Raw genomic sequence first — 18,492 nt, forward strand, 5'->3', positions numbered from 1 at the left:
GCTCGCACAGCCATGAGCGCCGAGGATCTCGAGAAGTACGAGACCGAGATGGAGCTGCAACTCTACAAGGAGTACCGCGACATCGTCGGTCAGTTCACCTACGTGGTGGAGACCGAACGGCGTTTCTACCTGGCCAACGGGGTGGACGTTCAGGTGCGCAACTCGGATACCGAGGTGTATTTCGAGGTGGTCATGTCGGATGCCTGGGTCTGGGACATGTACCGCCCCGCCCGGTTCGTCAAGAACGTTCGAGTGATCACGTTCAAGGACGTCAACGTCGAGGAACTCGACAAGCCGGAACTCCGGCTGCCGGAGAGCGGGACGCCGTTCGGCTGATGGTTCGCGTGCCTCGCTCCGAGGCCCGAGGAGTCCGGTGCGCGAGTCGAATGCCACGGGAAGTGCCGGGGAGTCTCGTGGGTGCCCGCTCGTCGTCTCCCGTGCCCTCGTCACTTCCCGGACGTGGCCGGTCACCGGCCCACGTGCCGTCACCGGCCACGTCGGCGAGCTCCGTCACGGGGCGGTGAGCCACGGGCACGTGGTTGTCCACATCTTCCGCGGTGCTACACAACCGAATGATTCGAGTTTGGTGGGCGCGTAGCGCTCCGGGCAGGTTGGAAGTGTCCGATCCAACCGATCCCGGAGGCGCCCATGACACCGAAACCCATCATCGGAGCAGTCTCGGACGACGACACGCACGGCAGAAGACACGCCCTGGGGAGAGCGGGCGAGCGGCTGGCGGCGGAGTATCTCCGGCAGCGGGGCCTGGTGGTGCTCTCCCGTAACTGGAGCTGCCCGCAGGGGGAGCTCGACATCGTCTGCACCGACGGGCGCCGCGTGATCGTCTGCGAGGTCAAGACGCGATCCGGGATCGATTACGGTTCCCCGGTCGAGGCGGTGAGCCCGCACAAGGTACGCAAACTGCGAGAGGTCGCCGCCGCCTGGCTCCGGGCCCACGACGTCCGCAACTGTCCGGTTCGGTTCGACGTGCTGTCCGTGCTGTGGCCACCCGACTCGCCGGTGCGCATCGAGCACCACGAGGAGGTGTGCTGAGTTGGCGCTGCACACCACCTGGGCGGTGGCCTTGTTCGGTGTGGACGGTGTGCTGGTCGAGATCGAGTCCGACGTCCGCAGTGGTGGTATCCCCAGTGTTCAGCTGCTGGGGCTGCCGGACGCGGCACTGCAGGAATCGAAGAATCGGGTCCGTGCCGCGATCAGGAACTCCGGGGAGCACTGGCCGCAGTCCTGCGTCACCCTGGCGTTGTCACCGGCCGCCATGCCGAAGACCGGAACCTCGTTCGACACCGCCCTGGCCGTGGCGGTGCTCGCCGGGGCCGAACGCGTGCCCGCGGGCAGGCTCGACGGAACGGTCTTTTTCGGGGAGCTGGCACTGGACGGTCGTATTCGTCCGGTGAGCGGACTCGTGCCCGGACTGTTGGCAGCCGTCGCGGGTGGCATGCGACGCGCGGTCGTGCCGCTGGAAGGGCTGCGGGAAGCCGGTCTCGTCGAGCGGATCGAGATCCTCGGCGCCGAGACCCTGCGGGAGGTGATCGACTGGACACGGGGCACCGGAGAGCTGTGGTCCGGTCCCGACCCGGCGGACGAGGGTGTGCCTCGGTCGTCTCCGGCACCGGATCTGGTCGACGTCCTCGGGCAACCGGAGGCGCGGCGGGCACTGGAGATAGCGGCGGCGGGTGGCCATCATCTCCTGATGGTCGGCCCGCCCGGGACGGGCAAGACGATGCTGGCGGGACGACTGCCCGGCTTGCTTCCGGAACTGTCGGTACCGCGGGCCCTGGAGACCACCGCGGTGCACTCCGTCGCGGGTGAACTGTCCGAGAACGCCACGCTGCTGCGTACCCCGCCGTTCGTGGCTCCGCACCACTCGATATCCCTTCCCGGCCTGATAGGCGGCGGAACCGGACTCGCCAGACCGGGTGCCGTCAGTCGCGCCCACCACGGGGTGCTGTTCCTGGACGAAGCCTGCGAATGGGGGACGAAACGGCTGGAATCCATGCGGACCGCCCTCGAGGAGGGGGAGATCCGGTTGGCCAGGAGTGAGGGCACCCTGCGCTATCCGGCCCGGTTCCAGCTGGTCATGGCCACCAATCCGTGTCCCTGCGCACCCGCCAGGGACATCGACTGCCAGTGCACACCGCACGCTCGGCGAAAGTACTTCAGCAGGCTTTCCGGGCCGTTGCTGGACCGTATCGACCTGTGGGTGCGGATGCGTCCGATGTCCACGATGGAACTGCCCGACGACGAACCCCCGGAATCCTCCGCCACGGTGCGCGAGCGGGTCTCCCGGGCACACCGAACCGCTCTCCTGCGGTGGGAGAAGCACGGCTGGCGTTCGAACTCCGAAGTTCCCGGCCCCGTACTACGACGTGAGTTCCCGTTGCCGGACAGTGCCACGAGACTGTTGGACAAAGGACTCGACACGGGTGCGTTGACGGCGAGGGGAGCCGACCGGTGTCTGCGTGTCGCCTGGACGCTGAGTGATCTGGACGGGGCGGAACGCCCCGAGGTGGATCACGTGGCCGCCGCGCTGCGGTTCCGTGACAGGACCACCGCATGAGCGCCTCCGCCGGATCAGTAAGCCCCGAGCGATTGTGCGCCTGGGCGTATCTGTCCGCCGTCGCCGAACCACCGGCACCGGCGTCCTACGGTTTCGTCGCGGTGCACGGTGCCGAAATCGCTGCCGATCGGATTCGGTCTGGCAACGTTCCCGGCGCGGTGGTCAACGAGACCGCCGCTCGTCGTGAGCACGTGTGTGGTGCCGAACTACTGGAACGCGCCCACCGGTCCGGAATTCGGCTGGTCACCCCCGAACACCGGGAATGGCCCGGTTTTCGGAGCGCCTTTCTGGAGGGGGCCACCGAGGTCGGACTGTCCGGGCTGGCCGCTCCGATGGCACTCTGGTGCCGTGGGAACGTCTCACCGGAAGCCGTGTTGCGCAGTGCGGTCGCGGTGGTCGGCGCCCGTGCCGCGACCGGTTATGGCGAGTCCTGCGCGGCGGAACTGGGGTACGAACTGGCTCGTTCCGGAGCGACGGTGGTCTCGGGGGCCGCCTACGGAATCGACGGTGCCGCACACCGCGGCGCACTCGCCGCCGGTGGCGCCACCGCGGCGATTCTGGCCTGTGGCCCGGAACTCGACTATCCGGCGGGCCACGCCAGGCTCATCGCGCGTATCGCCGAGAACGGACTGGTGTGCAGCGAGTACCCACCCGGCACACCACCGAGGAAACACCGGTTCCTGGTCCGCAACCGCCTGATCGCGGCCGTGGCCGACGGTACCGTGGTGGTGGAGGCGGGACTCCGAAGTGGGGCGGGCAACACCGCGGCCACCACCGACACCCTGGGTCTGCCGGTGATGGCTGTGCCCGGCCCGGTCACCTCGGCCAATTCGTCAGGTTGTCACGAGTTGATCCGTTCCGGAAAGGCCGTACTGGTGACCGGTGCCCCGGACGTGCTGGAGGTTGTTTCGAATATCGGTACCGCCCAGGCACCGGAACGTGAACCCGCCCCGCGTCCCACGGACGAGCTCGACGAAGTTTCCCAACGTGTCCACGATTCGCTCTCGCCGACCCGGCGCCGTACCGTCGAACAGCTGGCACACGACACGGGGATAACGCGAAAGTCGGTGGTCACCTGCCTGAGCGCGTTGGAGATATCCGGATTCGTCCGGTGTGACGATCGAGGATGGACACGTTGCGAGCAGTGAGATGTCGAGCGCGTATCGTGGCGTCGTGCTACTTGAATCCGGCGAACGCACCCAGCGACGTCACTCGGCATGAATCAGAAACGTTCCCAGCAGTCGACCAGGCCGGACCTGCTCGCGACCCGTCGAGGTCTTCCCGCCGAACTGACTACGGCAGTCGATCGTTTCGAGCGGTACCTGGCGTGGGAGAGAGGGCTGTCCCGCCATACCGTGCGTGCCTACGTCACCGATGTCGTCTCGTTACTGGAACACTTCGGGGCCGAGTGCGCGGGGGAGGTTCCGGGGCTTCACGAACTCGGTATCGACTCGCTTCGTTCCTGGCTGAGTGCCGAGCACGAACGAGGTGCCAGTAGAACCACACTCGCTCGCCGTGCGGCGGCCGTCAGGGCTTTCACCGCTTGGGCGCATCGCCGAGAGCTGTTGACGGAGGATCCCGGGCCTCGGTTGTCCGTTCCGGGGGGCCGACGCAGGTTGCCGTCCGTCCTTCGCGAGGATCAGGCGGACTCGGCGCTGCGTGCGGCCGCCGCCGGGGCCGAGCAGGAGGACCCCGTGGCGCTACGTGATCACGCGGTGCTCGAACTGCTCTACGCGACCGGTGTGCGGGTCTCCGAACTGTGCGGACTCGACCTGGAGCACATCGACCACGAACGCCACATGCTGCGCGTAATCGGCAAGGCCGACCGGCAGCGGGCGGTTCCGTTCGGTGTTCCGGCCGCACGTGCCCTGGCCCGTTGGTTGGAGATCGGACGCCCTGAACTGTCCGGTTCCGCATCGGGGAACGCCCTGCTGCTCGGTGTTCGCGGTGGTCGGCTCAATCCGCGCAGCGTGCGACGTATCGTCCACGACGCCGTCAGCACCGTCCGTGACGCCGGTCGGCTGAGTCCGCACGGTCTGCGCCACTCCGCTGCGACGCATCTTTTGGAAGGAGGAGCGGACCTGCGTAGCGTACAGGAGTTGCTCGGTCACGCTACGCTTTCGACAACGCAGCTCTACACTCACGTGACCGTCGAACGGTTGAAGGCGATCCATGAGCGAACCCACCCCCGTTCCTGACGATGCCGGGGGCGCGGCCCGAGCGGCCACCGCGCGATCAGGCATGCGGCCCGCCGACGAGGCGGAGGAGACGGAGCAGCACCCCCGGCACGGCAACGGACACCGCGGTGACGGTGTCTCCCGATTCGACTCGATGCTTCGGAAGGCGTGGTGGCCGCAGGGCGGTACCGCCGCAGCGGGCCACGCCGAGGATCGTGAGGGCGAAGACGTGGAGGCCGGAATAGTCGCACTGTGGCAGGCATTCGGCCGGAGCCGGGAACAGCGGCTTCGTGACCGGTTGGTGCTGCACTACGCGCCGCTGGTCAAGTACGTGGCGGGCCGCATCGGCACCGGGCTGCCCGCCCACGTGGAGGTCTCCGATCTGATCCAGTCCGGCGTGTTCGGACTCGTCGACGCGATCGAGAAGTTCGAACCCGAGCGAGGACTGAAGTTCGAGACCTATGCCATGCAGCGCATCCGCGGCGCCATCCTCGACGATCTGCGAGCGCAGGACTGGGTTCCGCGTTCGGTGCGCAGCCGTGCCCGGGACGTCGAGCGCGCGTTGGAGCGACTGGAGGCCAAGCTGCAACGCACTGCCACCGACTCGGAGCTGGCCGAGGAACTCTCCCTGTCCGTCGAGGAGCTGCGTGAGTTGTTCGCGCAGCTACAGATGACCAGCGTGGTGGCGCTCGACGATCTCATCGGAGTGGGGCGGGGCACCGCTTCGCTGGCCGAAACGCTGCCGGACGACCGTGCTGAGGACCCGGTCAACACCTTGGTCGATCGCGACAGCAGACGTCAGCTGGCCGAGGCTGTGGAGCGGCTGAGCGAACGGGACCGCATCGTGGTGACGCTGTACTACTTCGAGAATCTCACCCTCGCCGAGATCGGAAAGGTGCTCGGCGTCACCGAGTCCAGGGTGTGTCAGCTGCACACCAGGGCTGTGTTGCGCCTACGGGGGAAACTGACCGAGCCGGGGAACTGAGCTGGAGCGGTGTTCCCTCTCGGGGCCGCGCCACGGCAGTAGCCGGACATCGCCCGTGGTGAGTCGGAGCAGCGGGTCGAGATAGGTGTCGTGGTCGCGCAGTCCCCAGTGCAGGCACGTGTGCGGCTTCTTCGCGGCGCATTCGGGGTGGCCTCGGGCTACGCTGCCGATGATCTCGCCTCGTTCGACCGGTTGCCCGGCGGTGACTTCGGGGAGCACGGGTTCGTAGGTGGTGCTCAGGCCGTTGCCGTGGCTGATGGCGATCACATGCCTGTCCACCACGAACCCGGCGTGTTCGACCGTTCCGGCCGCCGCGGCGAGAACCGCTTCGCCGGAAGACGCCCGTAGGTCCACTCCCCGATGTCCCGGGCCGTAGCGGTTCGGGGGTTTTCGGAAATCCCTTACCACTTCCCCCGACCCGCGCAACGGTTCCCGCAGCCGGAGGCCCGGCGTGCTGGTGCCTGCGGGTTCCCCGGGGGGAGCCGTGGGAACGTCGGGGCCGCTCGACGCGGTGACGGTTCCGGTTCCCAGGGCCAGCACCAGTGCTACTGCCCAACCACGCATGCGGATCACTCTGCCGGAGCCGGCGCTCACCGGCCAGACCCGATTTCCCACCGGGTGGAGCGATCGGGGAGCTGTGGAAAATCGCCACCGCGATGTGGTTGCCACCTGTTGTGGCGTACACTCGTTCCCGCGACTCGTCCTCCGGCGAGTTCGACTTCGCGTACGCGCGTATCGATCGCATCACCTCCGGATTCCGTGCTCGGAGTCCGTCTCTCGGATCGGTCGGGGGTCTTCGTTCCGACGAGCCCCGCGGATCGGGTCCGACGAGAGCCGCCCGTGCGGGTTGCCCGAGGACGGCAACCGGTACGAGGGGGTTGCCGCCGTCGGTGGTGGAAGCACTGTCCGGTGCGGGGCAACGGTGCGGCGATCACGAGGAGGCGTCCGCGGTCCCGGTCTCACCGAGTGTGTCCGGGCGACGGCTCCGCGCGTACCAGGGTGGTGGGTCACCCGGCTCATCACGGCAACCGAAATCGCGCGCCGCCGAACGGCGCGCCCGACACGTGAGGTGCGAAGCAGGCCATGGCCGTCGTCACCATGAAGCAGTTGCTCGACAGCGGTGTGCATTTCGGGCACCAGACCCGCCGCTGGAACCCGAAGATGAAGCGCTACATCTTCACCGAGCGCAACGGCATCTACATCATCGATCTGCAGAAGACCCTGTCCTACATCGACGGGGCTTACGACTTCGTCAAGCAGACCGTCGCCCACGGCGGCACCATTCTGTTCGTCGGGACGAAGAAGCAGGCGCAGGAAGCCATCGCCGAGCAGGCGCAGCGCGTCAACATGCCGTTCGTCAACCAGCGCTGGTTGGGCGGTATGCTCACCAACTTCCAGACCGTGCATCGTCGGCTGCAGCGTCTCAAGGAACTGGAGACGATGGAGCAGACCGGTGGTTTCGAGGGGCGCACCAAGAAGGAGATCTTGATGCTGACCCGCGAGAAGGAGAAGCTGGAGCGCACGCTCGGCGGCATCCGTGACATGTCCAAGGTCCCGAGCGCGATCTGGATCGTGGACACCAAGAAGGAGCACATCGCGGTCGGTGAGGCCCGCAAGCTGGGGATCCCGATCGTCGCCATCCTCGACACGAACTGTGATCCGGACGAGGTGGACTACCCCATCCCCGGCAACGACGACGCGATCCGCTCGGCGGCCATGCTGACCCGCGTGGTCGCGGACGGTGTCGCGGAGGGCCTGATGGCCCGGAGTGGCCGCGGCGAGAGCGCCGAGACCGGCGAGAACCAGCAGGCAACTTCCGAGGAGCCGCTCGCGGAGTGGGAGAAGGAGTTGCTGACCGGTTCCGGTGAGTCCGAGGCCGCCGCGAACTCCGAGGCAGACCAGCAGCCGGCGCAGTCCTGACGAACGGGGCGTGCCCGCGCCTGTCGGGCGGGCGCGCCCCGTCACTTCGATTTCCCCACCGCGTACACACTCCGACGAGGACGGACAACGCACGATGGCGAACTACAGTGCGGCCGATGTGAAGCGTCTCCGTGACGTCACCGGCTCCGGCATGATGGATTGCAAGAAGGCGCTCGAGGAGACCGAGGGCGACTTCGACAAGGCGATCGAGAACCTGCGCATCAAGGGCGCCAAGGACGTGGGCAAGCGGGCCGAGCGCTCCACCGCGGAAGGTCTGGTCGCGGGCGGTAACGGCGTCCTGATCGAGTTCAACAGCGAGACGGACTTCGTCGCCAAGAACGACGAGTTCGTGGAACTGGCCGACAAGATCGTGGCCGCGGCCAAGGAGGCGGGCTCGGCCGACGTCGAGACGGTCAGCGAAGCCAAGCTGGGTGACAGCACCGTCGGCACGGCCATTCACGACCTGTCCGCCAAGATCGGTGAGAAGCTGGAACTGCGCAGGATCAGCGCCTTCGACGGGCAGGTGGCCACCTACCTGCACCGTCGTGCGGCGGGACTGCCGCCCGCCGTGGGGGTCCAGGTCGAGTACACCGGCTCCGACGAGGAGGCCGCCCGGGGTGCCGCGATGCAGATCGCGGCGTTGAAGCCGCAGTACCTCTCCCGGGAGGACGTGCCCGAGGACATCGTCGAGAACGAGCGCAGGATCGCGGAGGAGACCGCCCGCTCCGAGGGCAAGCCGGAGAAGGCCATGCCCAAGATCATCGAGGGCAGGCTCAACGGATTCTACAAGGACAACGTGCTGCTGGACCAGCCCTCCGTCCAGGACAACAAGCGTTCCGTCAAGGATCTGCTGGACGAGGCCGGAGTCAGCATCACTCGTTTCGCGAGGTTCGAAGTCGGTCAGTCCTGAGCTTCGCGTTGCCGACCGTGGAATCGTGCTTGTCGTGCGCCCCGCGGTTCCGGCGGCCAGGATGTTTACCGGAGTGTTCCGCGTCCGACGGAGCACTCCGCGCGGGAGCTGTTCCGGAGTGATCGTGGAACGGGACCACGAGCGAGCGGGATGTGAATCCGGCACGTGAGTCGGCATCCGTACGTGTCCTCGTCGTTTCCGGACGACTCCAGGAATCGATGTCCGCGCCCCGCCTTCGCAGCCCGAGGGCGGGGCGTTTTCTCAGGAGGAGTGAGTGACTGACGACGGCGTACCCGTTGGCCATGTCGGTGAGGCCGGTTACCGACGAGTGCTGCTCAAGCTGGGTGGCGAGATGTTCGGCGGCGGCAGCGTGGGGGTCGATCCCGACGTCGTGGGCACGGTCGCGCGGCAGCTGGCCGAGGTGGTCGCCAACGGGGTGGAGGTCGCGGTCGTCATCGGGGGCGGAAACTTCTTCCGTGGTGCTGAGCTGCAGCAACGCGGTATGGAACGCGCCCGCGGTGACTACATGGCGATGCTGGGCACCACGATGAACTGCCTGGCGTTGCAGGACTTCCTGGAGCGTGAACACGGTATCGACACCCGTGTGATGACCGCTATCAGCATGGGGCAGGTCGCCGAACCCTACATTCCGCGTCGTGCCAGTAGGCACTTGGAGAAGGGGCGCGTCGTCATCTTCGGTGCCGGGACCGGTATGCCGTACTTCTCCACCGACACGGCCGCCGCCCAGCGGGCTCTGGAGATCGGTGCCGAGGTGGTGCTGCTGGCCAAGGGGGTGGACGGTGTCTACTCGGCCGATCCCAAGACCACACCGGGTGCGGAGCTCTTCGACAGCATTACCCACCGCGAGGTTCTGGAACGGGGACTGAAGGTCGCGGACGCGACGGCTTTCAGCTTGTGCATGGACAATCACATGCGGATTCTCGTCTTCAATCTCCTGGTGGAAGGCAACATAGCCCGTGCCGCCAGCGGTGCGAAAATCGGGACGCTGGTCAGCACCCCCGGTTAGCACTCCCCGGAGCTCGTACTGGGATCCTGATTCCTGATCGGGCTCCGGTGCGATCACATCCCGCCGGAGCGGTAACCAGTGTCGACAAACCCGTCGGAGCCTGCCGGCCCCGTACCGAAGGAGCAGCCGTGATTGACGAGACTCTTCTCGAAGCCGAGGAGAAGATGCAGAAGGCGGTGACGGTGGCCAAGGACGATCTGTCCACCGTTCGGACCGGCCGTGCCAATCCGGCGATGTTTTCCGGCATCGTCGTCAACTACTACGGTTCGCCGACTCCGTTGAACCAGTTGGCGAGCATCAATGTGCCCGAGGCGAAGCTCGTGGTCATCAAGCCGTACGATGCCAGTCAGCTCGGTGCTATGGAACGCGCTGTTCGGGATTCCAATCTCGGGGTCAATCCGAGCAACGACGGCAACGTCATCCGCATACAGATCCCCGAGATGACCGAGGAACGGCGTAAGGAGATGGCCAAGCTCGCCAAGCAGAAGGGCGAGGACGCTCGTATCACCGTGCGGAATCTGCGTCGTAAGGCCAAGGAAGAGATCGATCGAACCGTCAAGGACGGTGAGGTCGGTGAGGACGAGGGCACGCGCGGTGAGAAGGAATTGGAAAACATCACCCATCGCTACGTTTCCCAGATCGACGAGCTGGTCAAGCACAAGGAAAACGAACTGCTCGAGGTCTGAGGACGTGGTAACCGCTGACCAGCGCGAAGGTGAGTCCGGAATGTCGGCCGACGTGCCGGGCGATGCCGCACGCCCTTCCCGCGCCGGCCGGAACCTGCCCGCCGCGTTGGCGGTCGGGCTGTTGCTCGGCGCGGGAATCGTCACCGCTCTGCTGACTTATCGCCACCTGTTCATCGGCATCGTCGCCGTGGCGGCGGCTCTCTCCGCTCTGGAGCTGTCGGGAGCGCTGCGGCGCGGGGCCGGTATTCGACTGGCGCTGTTCCCCGTCCTGCTGGGTGGACAGGCGATCATCTGGTTGTCCTGGCCTTACGGCTTGCCCGCCGTTCTGGTCGCCTTCGCCCTCACGACGCTGGCGTGTCTGGTCTGGCGTGTTCGACTGGGGGTCGATGGATACCTGCGTGACGTCACGGCATCGGTGTTCACCACCGCCTACGTCTTCGTCTTCGCCGCGTTCGGGGCCATGCTGGTCGTTCCTCCCGACGGTGGTTTCCGCGCGCTGTGCTTCATGATCGGTGTCGTCGCGTCCGACACCGGTGGTTACGCTTCCGGAGTCCTGTTCGGGCGACACCCGATGGCCCCCCGGGTGAGTCCCAACAAGTCGTGGGAGGGATTCGTCGGCTCGCTGGTCTCCGGTGTGGCGGGCGGGGTGATCTCCGTGGGTCTGCTGCTCGACGGCGCCTGGTGGACGGGTGCGTTGTTCGGCCTGGCGGTGGTGTGCAGTTCCACCATCGGTGACCTGATGGAGTCGTTGATCAAACGGGATCTCGACATCAAGGACATGGGGACCCTGTTGCCGGGGCACGGTGGTCTGATGGATCGGATGGATTCGTTGCTGCCTTCGGCTGTGGTCGCCTGGAGCACGCTGTTCTGGTTGCTTCCGAGCTGACGAGGCGATGTTGGCTGGCTTGTCGGTCAAACTCGCGGCCACTCGTGCGGTGGCCCTCGGTGACGTCGAGATCCGTCCGAGCCCCAACGTGTGGAACTGGCCGGACGTCTACGAGGTGGAAAACGCCGCGCAGGACGTGACCGGCGCCGTCTGGGCGAAGCTGCGCGGCCTCCAGGACTGGCAGGGGCTCGACGTGGTCGACATCGGCTGTGGTACCGGGTTTCATCTGCCGGTTTTCGCGAAACGTGCGCGCAGCGTCCTGGGAATCGAGCCGTACCGCCCACTGGTCCGCCGTGCCCGGCGCAGGCTCGCGCGTTCGCGGTGCGGGGATTCGGTCCGCGTGGTTCGTGCCGCCGCCCACCGGTTGCCGTTGCCGGCGGGCTCCGTGGATCTGTTGCACGCTCGCACCGCCTACTTCTTCGGGCCGGGATGCGAGGCCGGTCTGGCCGAGGCTCGGCGTGTGCTGCGGTCCGGCGGCGCGTTGGCGATCATCGACCTGGACGGTCGTAGCCCACCGTACGGCGACTGGATGCGCGCCGACCTCACCGGTTTCGACCCCGAGCGGATCGAGCGGTTCTTCGCCTCCCGTGGGTTCGACAGCTTCGACGTCGAGACCCGCTGGGAATTCGACGACCGGAACAGTTTGGAAGCCGTACTGCGGATCGAGTTCTCCCCGCCCGTGGCCCGTCGGGCCGTCGAATCGATTTCCGGGACCGCTCTCCCGGTGAACTACCGGATTCGAATTCGTCGCGAGGAGTGATCGGTTTTCTTCGTTCGGTGTCGTGCCGATCGATCGAACATCCGGTTTCCGTGCGTTCGCGTGTGGTCTCGGCGCGTCGACCGGTTTCGTTCGCCGCGGTCGACCACTGTTCCGGATTCGGATCGCCGGTTTCGGCCGGGCCCGTTTCGCGGCCGGTGAGTAATCCGAACGGCGCCTTGTCATCCCCGTTTTTCCATGATCGACTGTGTTCGAGCGAAGTCGGGGGGCCGTCGCTTCGGAAAATTCCGGTTGGTTGGCGGGAGTGCGGTAGCTATGGCTGGGGGACCGGTCGAAACGCTCGTGACGGGATTGGATCGAGTCGCACGAATGGAGCCCGGCGAGCGTACCGACGCGGTGCGGGATCTGGACAGGAACTGCCCGATGTACCGATCACTGCGGAAGACGGTCACCGTGGCGCGGATCGTCGCCTTCGCCTCCGGGCTGGCGCTGTGCGTTGCTGTGCTGTTATTGGCCCAGCACGCTCCGATCGAATGGGTGGCGGGGTTCGTGTTCGCGGGGTTGTTCGGTTTCGGATGGGTGGTCGTTCGGCTCACCGACAGCAGGTTCGACCTGCTGCTCGCCGTACTGGGCGCCTACGAAGCCGAACGGACGGGGGACGGTTCCGCCGTGGAGGACTCGCCGGGGCGTTCCGGTTCCCGGACCGTCGCCGCGGAGCGTGCCGCGCCGTTCGTTGAGGACTCCCGGTATGCCGATCACGGTTCCGGGAACGGCCATCGGTCTCGGAACCGCTCGGCCTCCGACGACCCCGGGTGACGCCTCCCCGGCACTGCCGCGGTCACCACCATTACGTCTTGGTGCTACTGCCGATCCGGTGTGGAAGAACTCACTTCTGGACCGTGATGGACAGCGTCTGGGCTATCTCGGAGCCGAGGAAGTGCGTCTCGACCGTTTCGGATTCGCCCACTCGTACCACCAGTGGTCCGCCGAAGGGTTTGCGCTCCACGACCTCGATACGATTTCCCAGCGTCAAACCGTGATCGGTGAGGTAACGCAGCAGTTCGGAGTCGGTGTCCCACACGCGCGCGATCGTGCCGACGGTGCCCGGTTCCAGGTGCTCCAGCAGTCTGGTCGTGGGTTTTTCCACCACCCCGTCCGCGGTCGGGATCGGATCGCCGTGCGGATCGTGGGTGGGGTGTTCGAGCTTGGCCGCTATGTGCTCGATGAGTTCGTCCGAGACGGCGTGCTCCAGCGAGTCCGCCTCGTCGTGCACCTCGTCCCAGGTGTAGCCGAGAATCTCCACCAGGAACAACTCCAGCAGCCGATGCCTGCGCAGCACGTCGCAGGCGAGTCTGCGCCCCTCGGTGGTGAGTTCGACACTCCGGTACCGCTCGTGGGTGACCAGGCCGAGCTGCGCCAGTTTGTTGATCATCCCTGACACCGATGACGGGCTCAGCCCGAGACGAGCGGTCAGCGTGGTGTTCGTGACCGCCGCGCCGCGTTCGCCCAGCCCGTAGATCGTCCGTACGTAGTCCTCCACGGAGGCTGAGTGGCGCTCAACCATGCCAGTCATGGCTTCACGATAGGACGGCGCCCGAAAACCTCGCCCGCACCCCGCGCAGCGGATGCCGACCGCCACTGCGCGCGCTCGGATGTGTCCGTTCCGTAATCGAGTCCTGCCGCGTCCGATCCGGGTGGACCCGCCCGGAGTGCCCCGCCCGACTCGGCGGGTGACCGCCGCGTTCGTCCACTCGTCCTCGTGGGATACTGCCGGTGCTATGACCTCGCAGTCCCTACCTCTCGTCTTCGACGCGCCCAAGCGGGGGATGCCTCCCAGGCATCTCGCCGATCTGTCCGCGGAACAGCGTCGTGCCGCCGTTTCCGAACTGGGTGAGAAGCCGTTCCGCGCACGGCAACTCGCGCAGCACTACTTCGGCAGGCTCACGGCCGATGTGTGGTCGATGAGTGATGTCCCGGCCTCCAGCAGGCAGGTGCTGGCGAACGAACTGCTGCCCACGCTGTTGACCGCCGTGAACAACCTCGACACGGACGAGGGGGAGACCCGCAAGACGTTGTGGCGGGCTCACGACGGGACCACCCTGGAAAGCGTTCTGATGCGCTATCCGGAACGGGCCACCGTCTGCATCTCCAGCCAGGCGGGTTGTGGCATGGCCTGCCCGTTCTGTGCCACCGGGCAGGGAGGTCTGCAGCGCAACCTCTCGACCGCGGAGATAGTCGAACAGGTTCGGCAGGCCGCCGCCATGATGCGGGACGGTGAGCTGCCCGGTGGGGCGGGCAGGCTCTCCAACGTCGTTTTCATGGGCATGGGGGAGCCACTGGCGAACTACCGGAGGGTCATCGACGCGGTGCACCGCATCTGTGACCCCGCCCCTGACGGGCTGGGACTGTCCCAGCGCTCGGTGACCATCTCCACCGTGGGACTCGCACCCGCCATCCGACGAATGACGGAGGAAGGGCTCCAGGTCACGCTCGCCGTTTCGCTGCACGCACCCGATGACGAGTTGCGGGACACACTGGTTCCGGTCAACAACCGCTGGAAGGTCGAGGAAGTGCTGCGGGCGGCACGTGGTTACGCCGAGCACACCGGCAGGCGCGTCTCGGTGGAGTACGCGTTGATCCGCGAGATGAACGACCAGCCCTGGCGAGCCGATCTGCTCGGCAAACTGCTGCACGAGCACCTGGGGAGGTTCGCCCACGTCAACGTCATCCCGTTGAATCCCACGCCGGGAAGCAAGTGGGACGCGAGCCCGAAACCGGTGGAGCGCGAGTTCGTGCGGCGCGTACGCGAGGCGGGGGTCTCCTGCACGGTGCGCGACACCCGCGGTCAGGAGATCGCCGCCGCGTGCGGGCAGCTGGCCGCCGAGAACTCCTGATCGAGGTTTTCCGGCTCCGGGAGACCCGCGCACACCGACAGCACGACAGCAAGACATCAGTGAGCGGCCGTGGGAGCGGCGTCGCGTAGTGCGCCTACGCGACGCCGGAGAGCTCCTCGCCCGAAACTCGGCGACGCGGCCCACCGCCCGGAGGGCGTGTCGGCATCGTCACGAGATTCAGCGTCGCCACGAGGTGCGGCGCCTGCGCAGGTCGTAGATCAGCGCGACCGCCATTCCCAGCGCGATCACGATCAGCCAGATGTCCGCGCTGATGGGGTGGCCACCACCACTGAGGAGTCCCTGGTGGTTGCCGATGAGCATCATCACCATCGCGAAGGTGGAGAACCAGCCCGCGATCTGGATGCCCTTCGGGAACGATCCGTGCCAGCCCCATTCCACCGAGGGCTCTTCGGCAGGATCGATCGCCTGGGTGGGTGTCCGTTCGCTCTGGGTCTGTTCCAGCTCCGTGCTTGCCACGTTCCCCTCCTGTAACCGTCGCGACTCCCGGGCCTCGGAGTCGCGGACGCCGAATCGTCGGCATGGGGCGGTACACGGCTTCGTCGCGGATCGAACTGCCGCACGGCACGCGGACCGCCGATGTCGACCATCCTCGCACACCGCCGGGCGGTGGCCGCCGCAGTGTTGTCGGCAGTGTGACCGGTCACTCCTGGTTCCCGATCGTTCCTGGCTCCCGGTCGATCCGGGCCGGTTCGACGGCCACTCGGTTCCGCCGAACGCGACCGCGATGACGCGTGACGTCGCCGGTGGGTGACAATGACCCCGATGGTCTCAGCCCAACCGGATACGCGCGCCCGGCGCGAGGAACGCGACACGGTGCACACCGTCACGCTGCTGGGATCCACCGGCTCCATCGGTACCCAGGCGTTGGAAGTCATCCGGCAGGCCCCCGAGCGGTTCCGGGTGGTCGGTCTGGCAGCCGGTGGCAACGATCCCGCGGCGCTGGCCGCGCAGGCCCTCGAACTCGGGGTGGAGGTCGTGGCCGTGGCCCGGGCCACGGCTGTGGAGGACGTGCAGCTCGCGCTCTACGCCGAGGCGCAGCGGCTCGGCTACTCGACCGGTCGTTTCCGGCTGCCACGGCTGTTGGCCGGACCGGACGCCGCCACGGAGCTGGTGCGCGAGACCGAGGCCGACGTGGTCCTCAACGGTATGGACGGCTCACGGGGGCTGCGTCCCACGCTCGCCGCCCTGCACGCGGGCTCGCGGTTGGCGCTGGCGAACAAGGAGTCGTTGGTCGCGGGGGGACCGCTGGTCACGAGGGCCGCTTCCCCCGGGCAGATCGTCCCGGTGGACTCCGAGCACTCCGCGCTGGCGCAGTGCCTGTGGGCCGGTCGGGAGGAGGAGGTGGAACGGCTCGTGCTGACCGCCTCCGGTGGGCCGTTCCGGGGTTACGGCCGCGAGGCGTTGCACGAGGTGAGCGTCGAGCAGGCGCTCGCACACCCCACGTGGTCCATGGGGACGGTCGTGACCATCAACTCGGCGACGATGGTGAACAAGAGTCTGGAGCTGATCGAGGCCCACCTGCTGTTCGGCGTGGAGTACGAGCGCATCGACGTCGTGGTGCATCCGCAGTCGATCGTGCACTCGATGGTCACCTACGTCGACGGCGCCACCATCGCGCAGGCCAGCACCCCCGACATGCGGCTGCCGATCGCGCTCGGCCTGGGCTGGCCCGACCGGATAGGCGGAGTCACCCCACGGCTGACGTTCGAAAAGGCGGCCTCGTGGACCTTCGAACCGCTCGACGACACGGCCTTTCCCGCGGTTCGGCTGGCTCGGGAGGCCGGTGGGCGGGGCGGATGCCTGCCCGCGATCTACAACGCCGCGAACGAGGAGGCGGTGGCCGCGTTCGTCGCCGGTAACAGTCGTTTCACCAGCATCGTGCACACTGTGGAGGAGGTACTGGCAGGGGCCGACGCCTGGTGCGCCGAGCCGGCCAGCGTGGACGAGGTGTTCGAAGCCGAGGAGTGGGCCCGTCGCAGAGCCCGCGAACTCGCCGGTATGGAAAGAGCGCATTGATGCTTGTCGTGCTGGGCATCCTGATTTTCTTCCTCGGGCTGTTGTTCTCGATCGCTTGGCACGAGTTGGGCCATCTCGCGACGGCGAAGATGTTCGGCGTCAAGGTGACCCAGTACATGGTCGGGTTCGGCCGCACGCTGTTCTCCCGGCAGGGCAAGGAGACGGAGTACGGCGTCAAGGCCGTTCCGTTCGGCGGCTTCATCCGGATGATCGGCATGTTCCCGCCGAAGCGGGACGAGGAGTACGGGCGCACGGCTTCCTCCGCACCGTGGCGAGCCATGGTCGAGGACGCCAGGCAGGCCGTGGCCGAGGAGGTCCGGCCCGAGGACTCCCACCGGCAGTTCTACCAGCGAAAACCCTGGAAGCGGATCATCGTGATGGCCGCGGGGCCGTTCATGAACCTGATCCTGGCCATCGGCATCTTCACCTCGGTGCTGATGGGCTACGGGATCGCGGAGCCCACCACCACGATTCGCTCGGTCAGCGAGTGCGTTGTGCCCGCCGACCAGACGACGCAGCAGTGCCCCGCCGACGCGCCGAAGTCACCCGCGGCGGCGGCGGGTTTCCGGCCCGGCGACGAGATCCTGCGGTTCAACGGCCAGTGGGTCGAGTCGTGGTCGGAGCTGCGCAACTCGATCCGTGATGCCTCCGGCACCGCGACCGTGCTCGTCGAGCGGGACGGGGAGAGGCTCACGCTCCGCCCCGAGCTCATGCAGAACCCCCAGCCGAGACTGGGTGAGGCGGAGGGCTTGGTCGAGGTCGGTTTCCTCGGAGTGGTCCCCACCGATCACCTGGTGCGGCAGAACCTCGGTCAGGTCGTCACCCGGATCGGCACCATGATCGGCGCGACTGCGCAGAAGGTCGTGGAGCTGCCCAGCAAGGTGCCTGATCTGGTGGCCGCCATCGGCGGGCAGGAACGAGCGGAGGATTCCCCCGTGGGGGTGGTCGGCGCGAGCCGGCTGGGCGGCGAGGTGCTCTCCTACGACAAGCTCTCCGTCAGTGCCCGGCTGATCATGATGGTGCAGCTGTTGGCTGGTGTGAACCTCTCGTTGTTCCTGATCAACATGCTGCCCCTGCTGCCGCTGGACGGTGGTCACATCGCTGGAGCGTTCTGGGAGGCGCTGCGGCGCAACTTCGCGAAGCTGACCCGCAGGCCCGATCCGGGGCCGTTCGACACGGCCAAGCTGATGCCGTTGGCCTACGGAATCAGCATCATATTCATCGCGTACTCGCTGCTGGTGTTGGTCGCGGACGTGGTCAACCCGGTTACGCTCACTTGATCCCCGGTAACAGCGTTCCGAAAGGCCCCGCGGTATCACGCGCCGTGTTATTAAACTCACTCGAAAGGCCTGCTAAGAAGGCGGACATCACTCGAAAGGTGACTTCCCGTTCGAGTCGTGGTGCGTGCCGGTATCGTGGGTGGCGGTCCGGTGCCTCTCACCCGCCGGGCTCCGTCACCCCGAGGTTCCCGTCATATCGCGGGACCGACAATTCGATCCGCATTGCGAAGGTGGAGAAGACGCGATGACCGTCGATCTGGGTATGCCCGCCAATCCCGAACCGGTACTCGCGGAACGGCGTAAAACCCGCCAGTTACAGGTCGGGCCGGTCGGTGTCGGCAGTGATCACCCGGTTTCGGTGCAGACGATGACGACGACGAACACCACCGACATCAAC

The 18,492-nt window shown here is 66.9% G+C and carries 19 protein-coding genes and 1 pseudogene; 17 read left to right on the forward strand and 3 right to left on the reverse strand.

Annotated elements, in window-relative coordinates:
• Positions 1–12 precede the first annotated feature (12 nt).
• The 6 genes from BM150_RS20440 (at position 13) to whiG (ending at position 5,737) form a co-directional block, all read left to right on the forward strand.
• On the forward strand, positions 13–336 hold the full coding sequence (locus BM150_RS20440) for a DUF2469 domain-containing protein (RefSeq protein WP_043572207.1): 324 nt from the start codon (positions 13–15) through the stop codon (positions 334–336).
• Between the two features lie 312 nt (positions 337–648).
• Positions 649–1,050: a YraN family protein gene (locus BM150_RS20445; RefSeq protein ID WP_092929034.1), complete on the forward strand. Its 402-nt coding sequence runs from the start codon at positions 649–651 to the stop codon at positions 1,048–1,050.
• Between the two features lies 1 nt (position 1,051).
• The gene (locus BM150_RS20450; protein WP_092929036.1) at positions 1,052–2,575 is read left to right on the forward strand and encodes a YifB family Mg chelatase-like AAA ATPase; all 1,524 of its coding nucleotides are present in this window, start codon (positions 1,052–1,054) and stop codon (positions 2,573–2,575) included.
• Positions 2,572–3,723 (forward strand): DNA-processing protein DprA, encoded by a 1,152-nt coding sequence (dprA, locus tag BM150_RS20455; RefSeq protein WP_092929038.1) that lies wholly within the window; start codon positions 2,572–2,574, stop codon positions 3,721–3,723. Before BM150_RS20450 ends, dprA begins: the two co-directional genes overlap by 4 nt.
• Before the next feature lie 69 nt (positions 3,724–3,792).
• On the forward strand, positions 3,793–4,773 hold the full coding sequence (locus BM150_RS20460) for a tyrosine recombinase XerC (RefSeq protein WP_092929040.1): 981 nt from the start codon (positions 3,793–3,795) through the stop codon (positions 4,771–4,773).
• A complete protein-coding gene (gene whiG, locus BM150_RS20465; protein WP_175496944.1) occupies positions 4,748–5,737 on the forward strand; it encodes an RNA polymerase sigma factor WhiG in 990 nt (329 codons plus the stop codon). The genes BM150_RS20460 and whiG overlap by 26 nt, the downstream gene beginning before the upstream one ends.
• Here the strand turns inward: whiG and BM150_RS20470 are convergent.
• A complete protein-coding gene (locus BM150_RS20470) occupies positions 5,705–6,301 on the reverse strand; it encodes a M23 family metallopeptidase (protein WP_139219599.1) in 597 nt (198 codons plus the stop codon). The two genes, whiG and BM150_RS20470, sit on opposite strands and share 33 nt — an antisense overlap.
• Before the next feature lie 519 nt (positions 6,302–6,820).
• Between BM150_RS20470 and rpsB the strand changes: the two genes are divergently transcribed.
• The 7 genes from rpsB to BM150_RS20505 all read left to right on the forward strand — a co-directional run bounded on the left by rpsB (position 6,821) and on the right by BM150_RS20505 (position 12,700).
• Positions 6,821–7,657, forward strand: coding sequence for a 30S ribosomal protein S2 (rpsB, locus tag BM150_RS20475; protein WP_092929046.1), 837 nt, complete (start codon positions 6,821–6,823; stop codon positions 7,655–7,657).
• Between the two features lie 94 nt (positions 7,658–7,751).
• Complete coding sequence (gene tsf, locus BM150_RS20480) at positions 7,752–8,567, forward strand: translation elongation factor Ts (protein ID WP_092929048.1); 816 nt, start codon at positions 7,752–7,754, stop codon at positions 8,565–8,567.
• 274 nt (positions 8,568–8,841) lie between these two features.
• Positions 8,842–9,594 carry a UMP kinase gene (gene pyrH, locus BM150_RS20485; RefSeq protein ID WP_092929050.1) on the forward strand — a complete coding sequence of 251 codons (753 nt, stop codon included), beginning with the start codon at positions 8,842–8,844 and terminating at the stop codon, positions 9,592–9,594.
• A gap of 128 nt (positions 9,595–9,722) precedes the next feature.
• Positions 9,723–10,280: a ribosome recycling factor gene (frr, locus tag BM150_RS20490; RefSeq protein ID WP_092632036.1), complete on the forward strand. Its 558-nt coding sequence runs from the start codon at positions 9,723–9,725 to the stop codon at positions 10,278–10,280.
• Between the two features lie 40 nt (positions 10,281–10,320).
• Positions 10,321–11,166: a phosphatidate cytidylyltransferase gene (locus BM150_RS20495; RefSeq protein ID WP_092929116.1), complete on the forward strand. Its 846-nt coding sequence runs from the start codon at positions 10,321–10,323 to the stop codon at positions 11,164–11,166.
• A gap of 70 nt (positions 11,167–11,236) precedes the next feature.
• Entirely contained in the window at positions 11,237–11,926 is a 690-nt protein-coding gene (locus BM150_RS20500; protein ID WP_092929118.1) for a methyltransferase domain-containing protein, read from the forward strand.
• 327 nt (positions 11,927–12,253) lie between these two features.
• Positions 12,254–12,700 carry a hypothetical protein gene (locus BM150_RS20505; RefSeq protein ID WP_139219600.1) on the forward strand — a complete coding sequence of 149 codons (447 nt, stop codon included), beginning with the start codon at positions 12,254–12,256 and terminating at the stop codon, positions 12,698–12,700.
• A 70-nt stretch (positions 12,701–12,770) separates the two neighbouring features.
• On the opposite strand, the gene BM150_RS20510 is transcribed toward BM150_RS20505, so the two are convergent.
• On the reverse strand, positions 12,771–13,457 hold the full coding sequence (locus tag BM150_RS20510; RefSeq protein ID WP_092929054.1) for a metal-dependent transcriptional regulator: 687 nt from the start codon (positions 13,455–13,457) through the stop codon (positions 12,771–12,773).
• A 205-nt stretch (positions 13,458–13,662) separates the two neighbouring features.
• Between BM150_RS20510 and rlmN the strand changes: the two genes are divergently transcribed.
• The gene (gene rlmN / locus BM150_RS20515) at positions 13,663–14,778 is read left to right on the forward strand and encodes a dual-specificity RNA methyltransferase RlmN (protein ID WP_092929056.1); all 1,116 of its coding nucleotides are present in this window, start codon (positions 13,663–13,665) and stop codon (positions 14,776–14,778) included.
• A 177-nt stretch (positions 14,779–14,955) separates the two neighbouring features.
• Here the strand turns inward: rlmN and BM150_RS20520 are convergent, their stop codons facing one another.
• Positions 14,956–15,255, reverse strand: a complete 300-nt coding sequence (locus tag BM150_RS20520; protein ID WP_092929058.1) for a DUF2631 domain-containing protein — start codon at positions 15,253–15,255, stop codon at positions 14,956–14,958.
• A gap of 306 nt (positions 15,256–15,561) precedes the next feature.
• On the opposite strand from BM150_RS20520, the gene dxr reads away from it, so the two are divergent.
• The 3 genes and pseudogenes from dxr to BM150_RS25175 form a co-directional block, all read left to right on the forward strand.
• Positions 15,562–16,815, forward strand: coding sequence for a 1-deoxy-D-xylulose-5-phosphate reductoisomerase (dxr, locus tag BM150_RS20530; protein ID WP_245755645.1), 1,254 nt, complete (start codon positions 15,562–15,564; stop codon positions 16,813–16,815).
• A complete protein-coding gene (locus BM150_RS20535; RefSeq protein ID WP_092929064.1) occupies positions 16,815–18,095 on the forward strand; it encodes a M50 family metallopeptidase in 1,281 nt (426 codons plus the stop codon). Before dxr ends, BM150_RS20535 begins: the two co-directional genes overlap by 1 nt.
• Before the next feature lie 244 nt (positions 18,096–18,339).
• Positions 18,340–18,492: pseudogene (locus tag BM150_RS25175) on the forward strand (flavodoxin-dependent (E)-4-hydroxy-3-methylbut-2-enyl-diphosphate synthase); the annotation flags it as partial.

This window comes from Actinopolyspora alba (genome assembly GCF_900112765.1).
GTDB classification, from domain to species: domain Bacteria; phylum Actinomycetota; class Actinomycetes; order Mycobacteriales; family Pseudonocardiaceae; genus Actinopolyspora; species Actinopolyspora alba.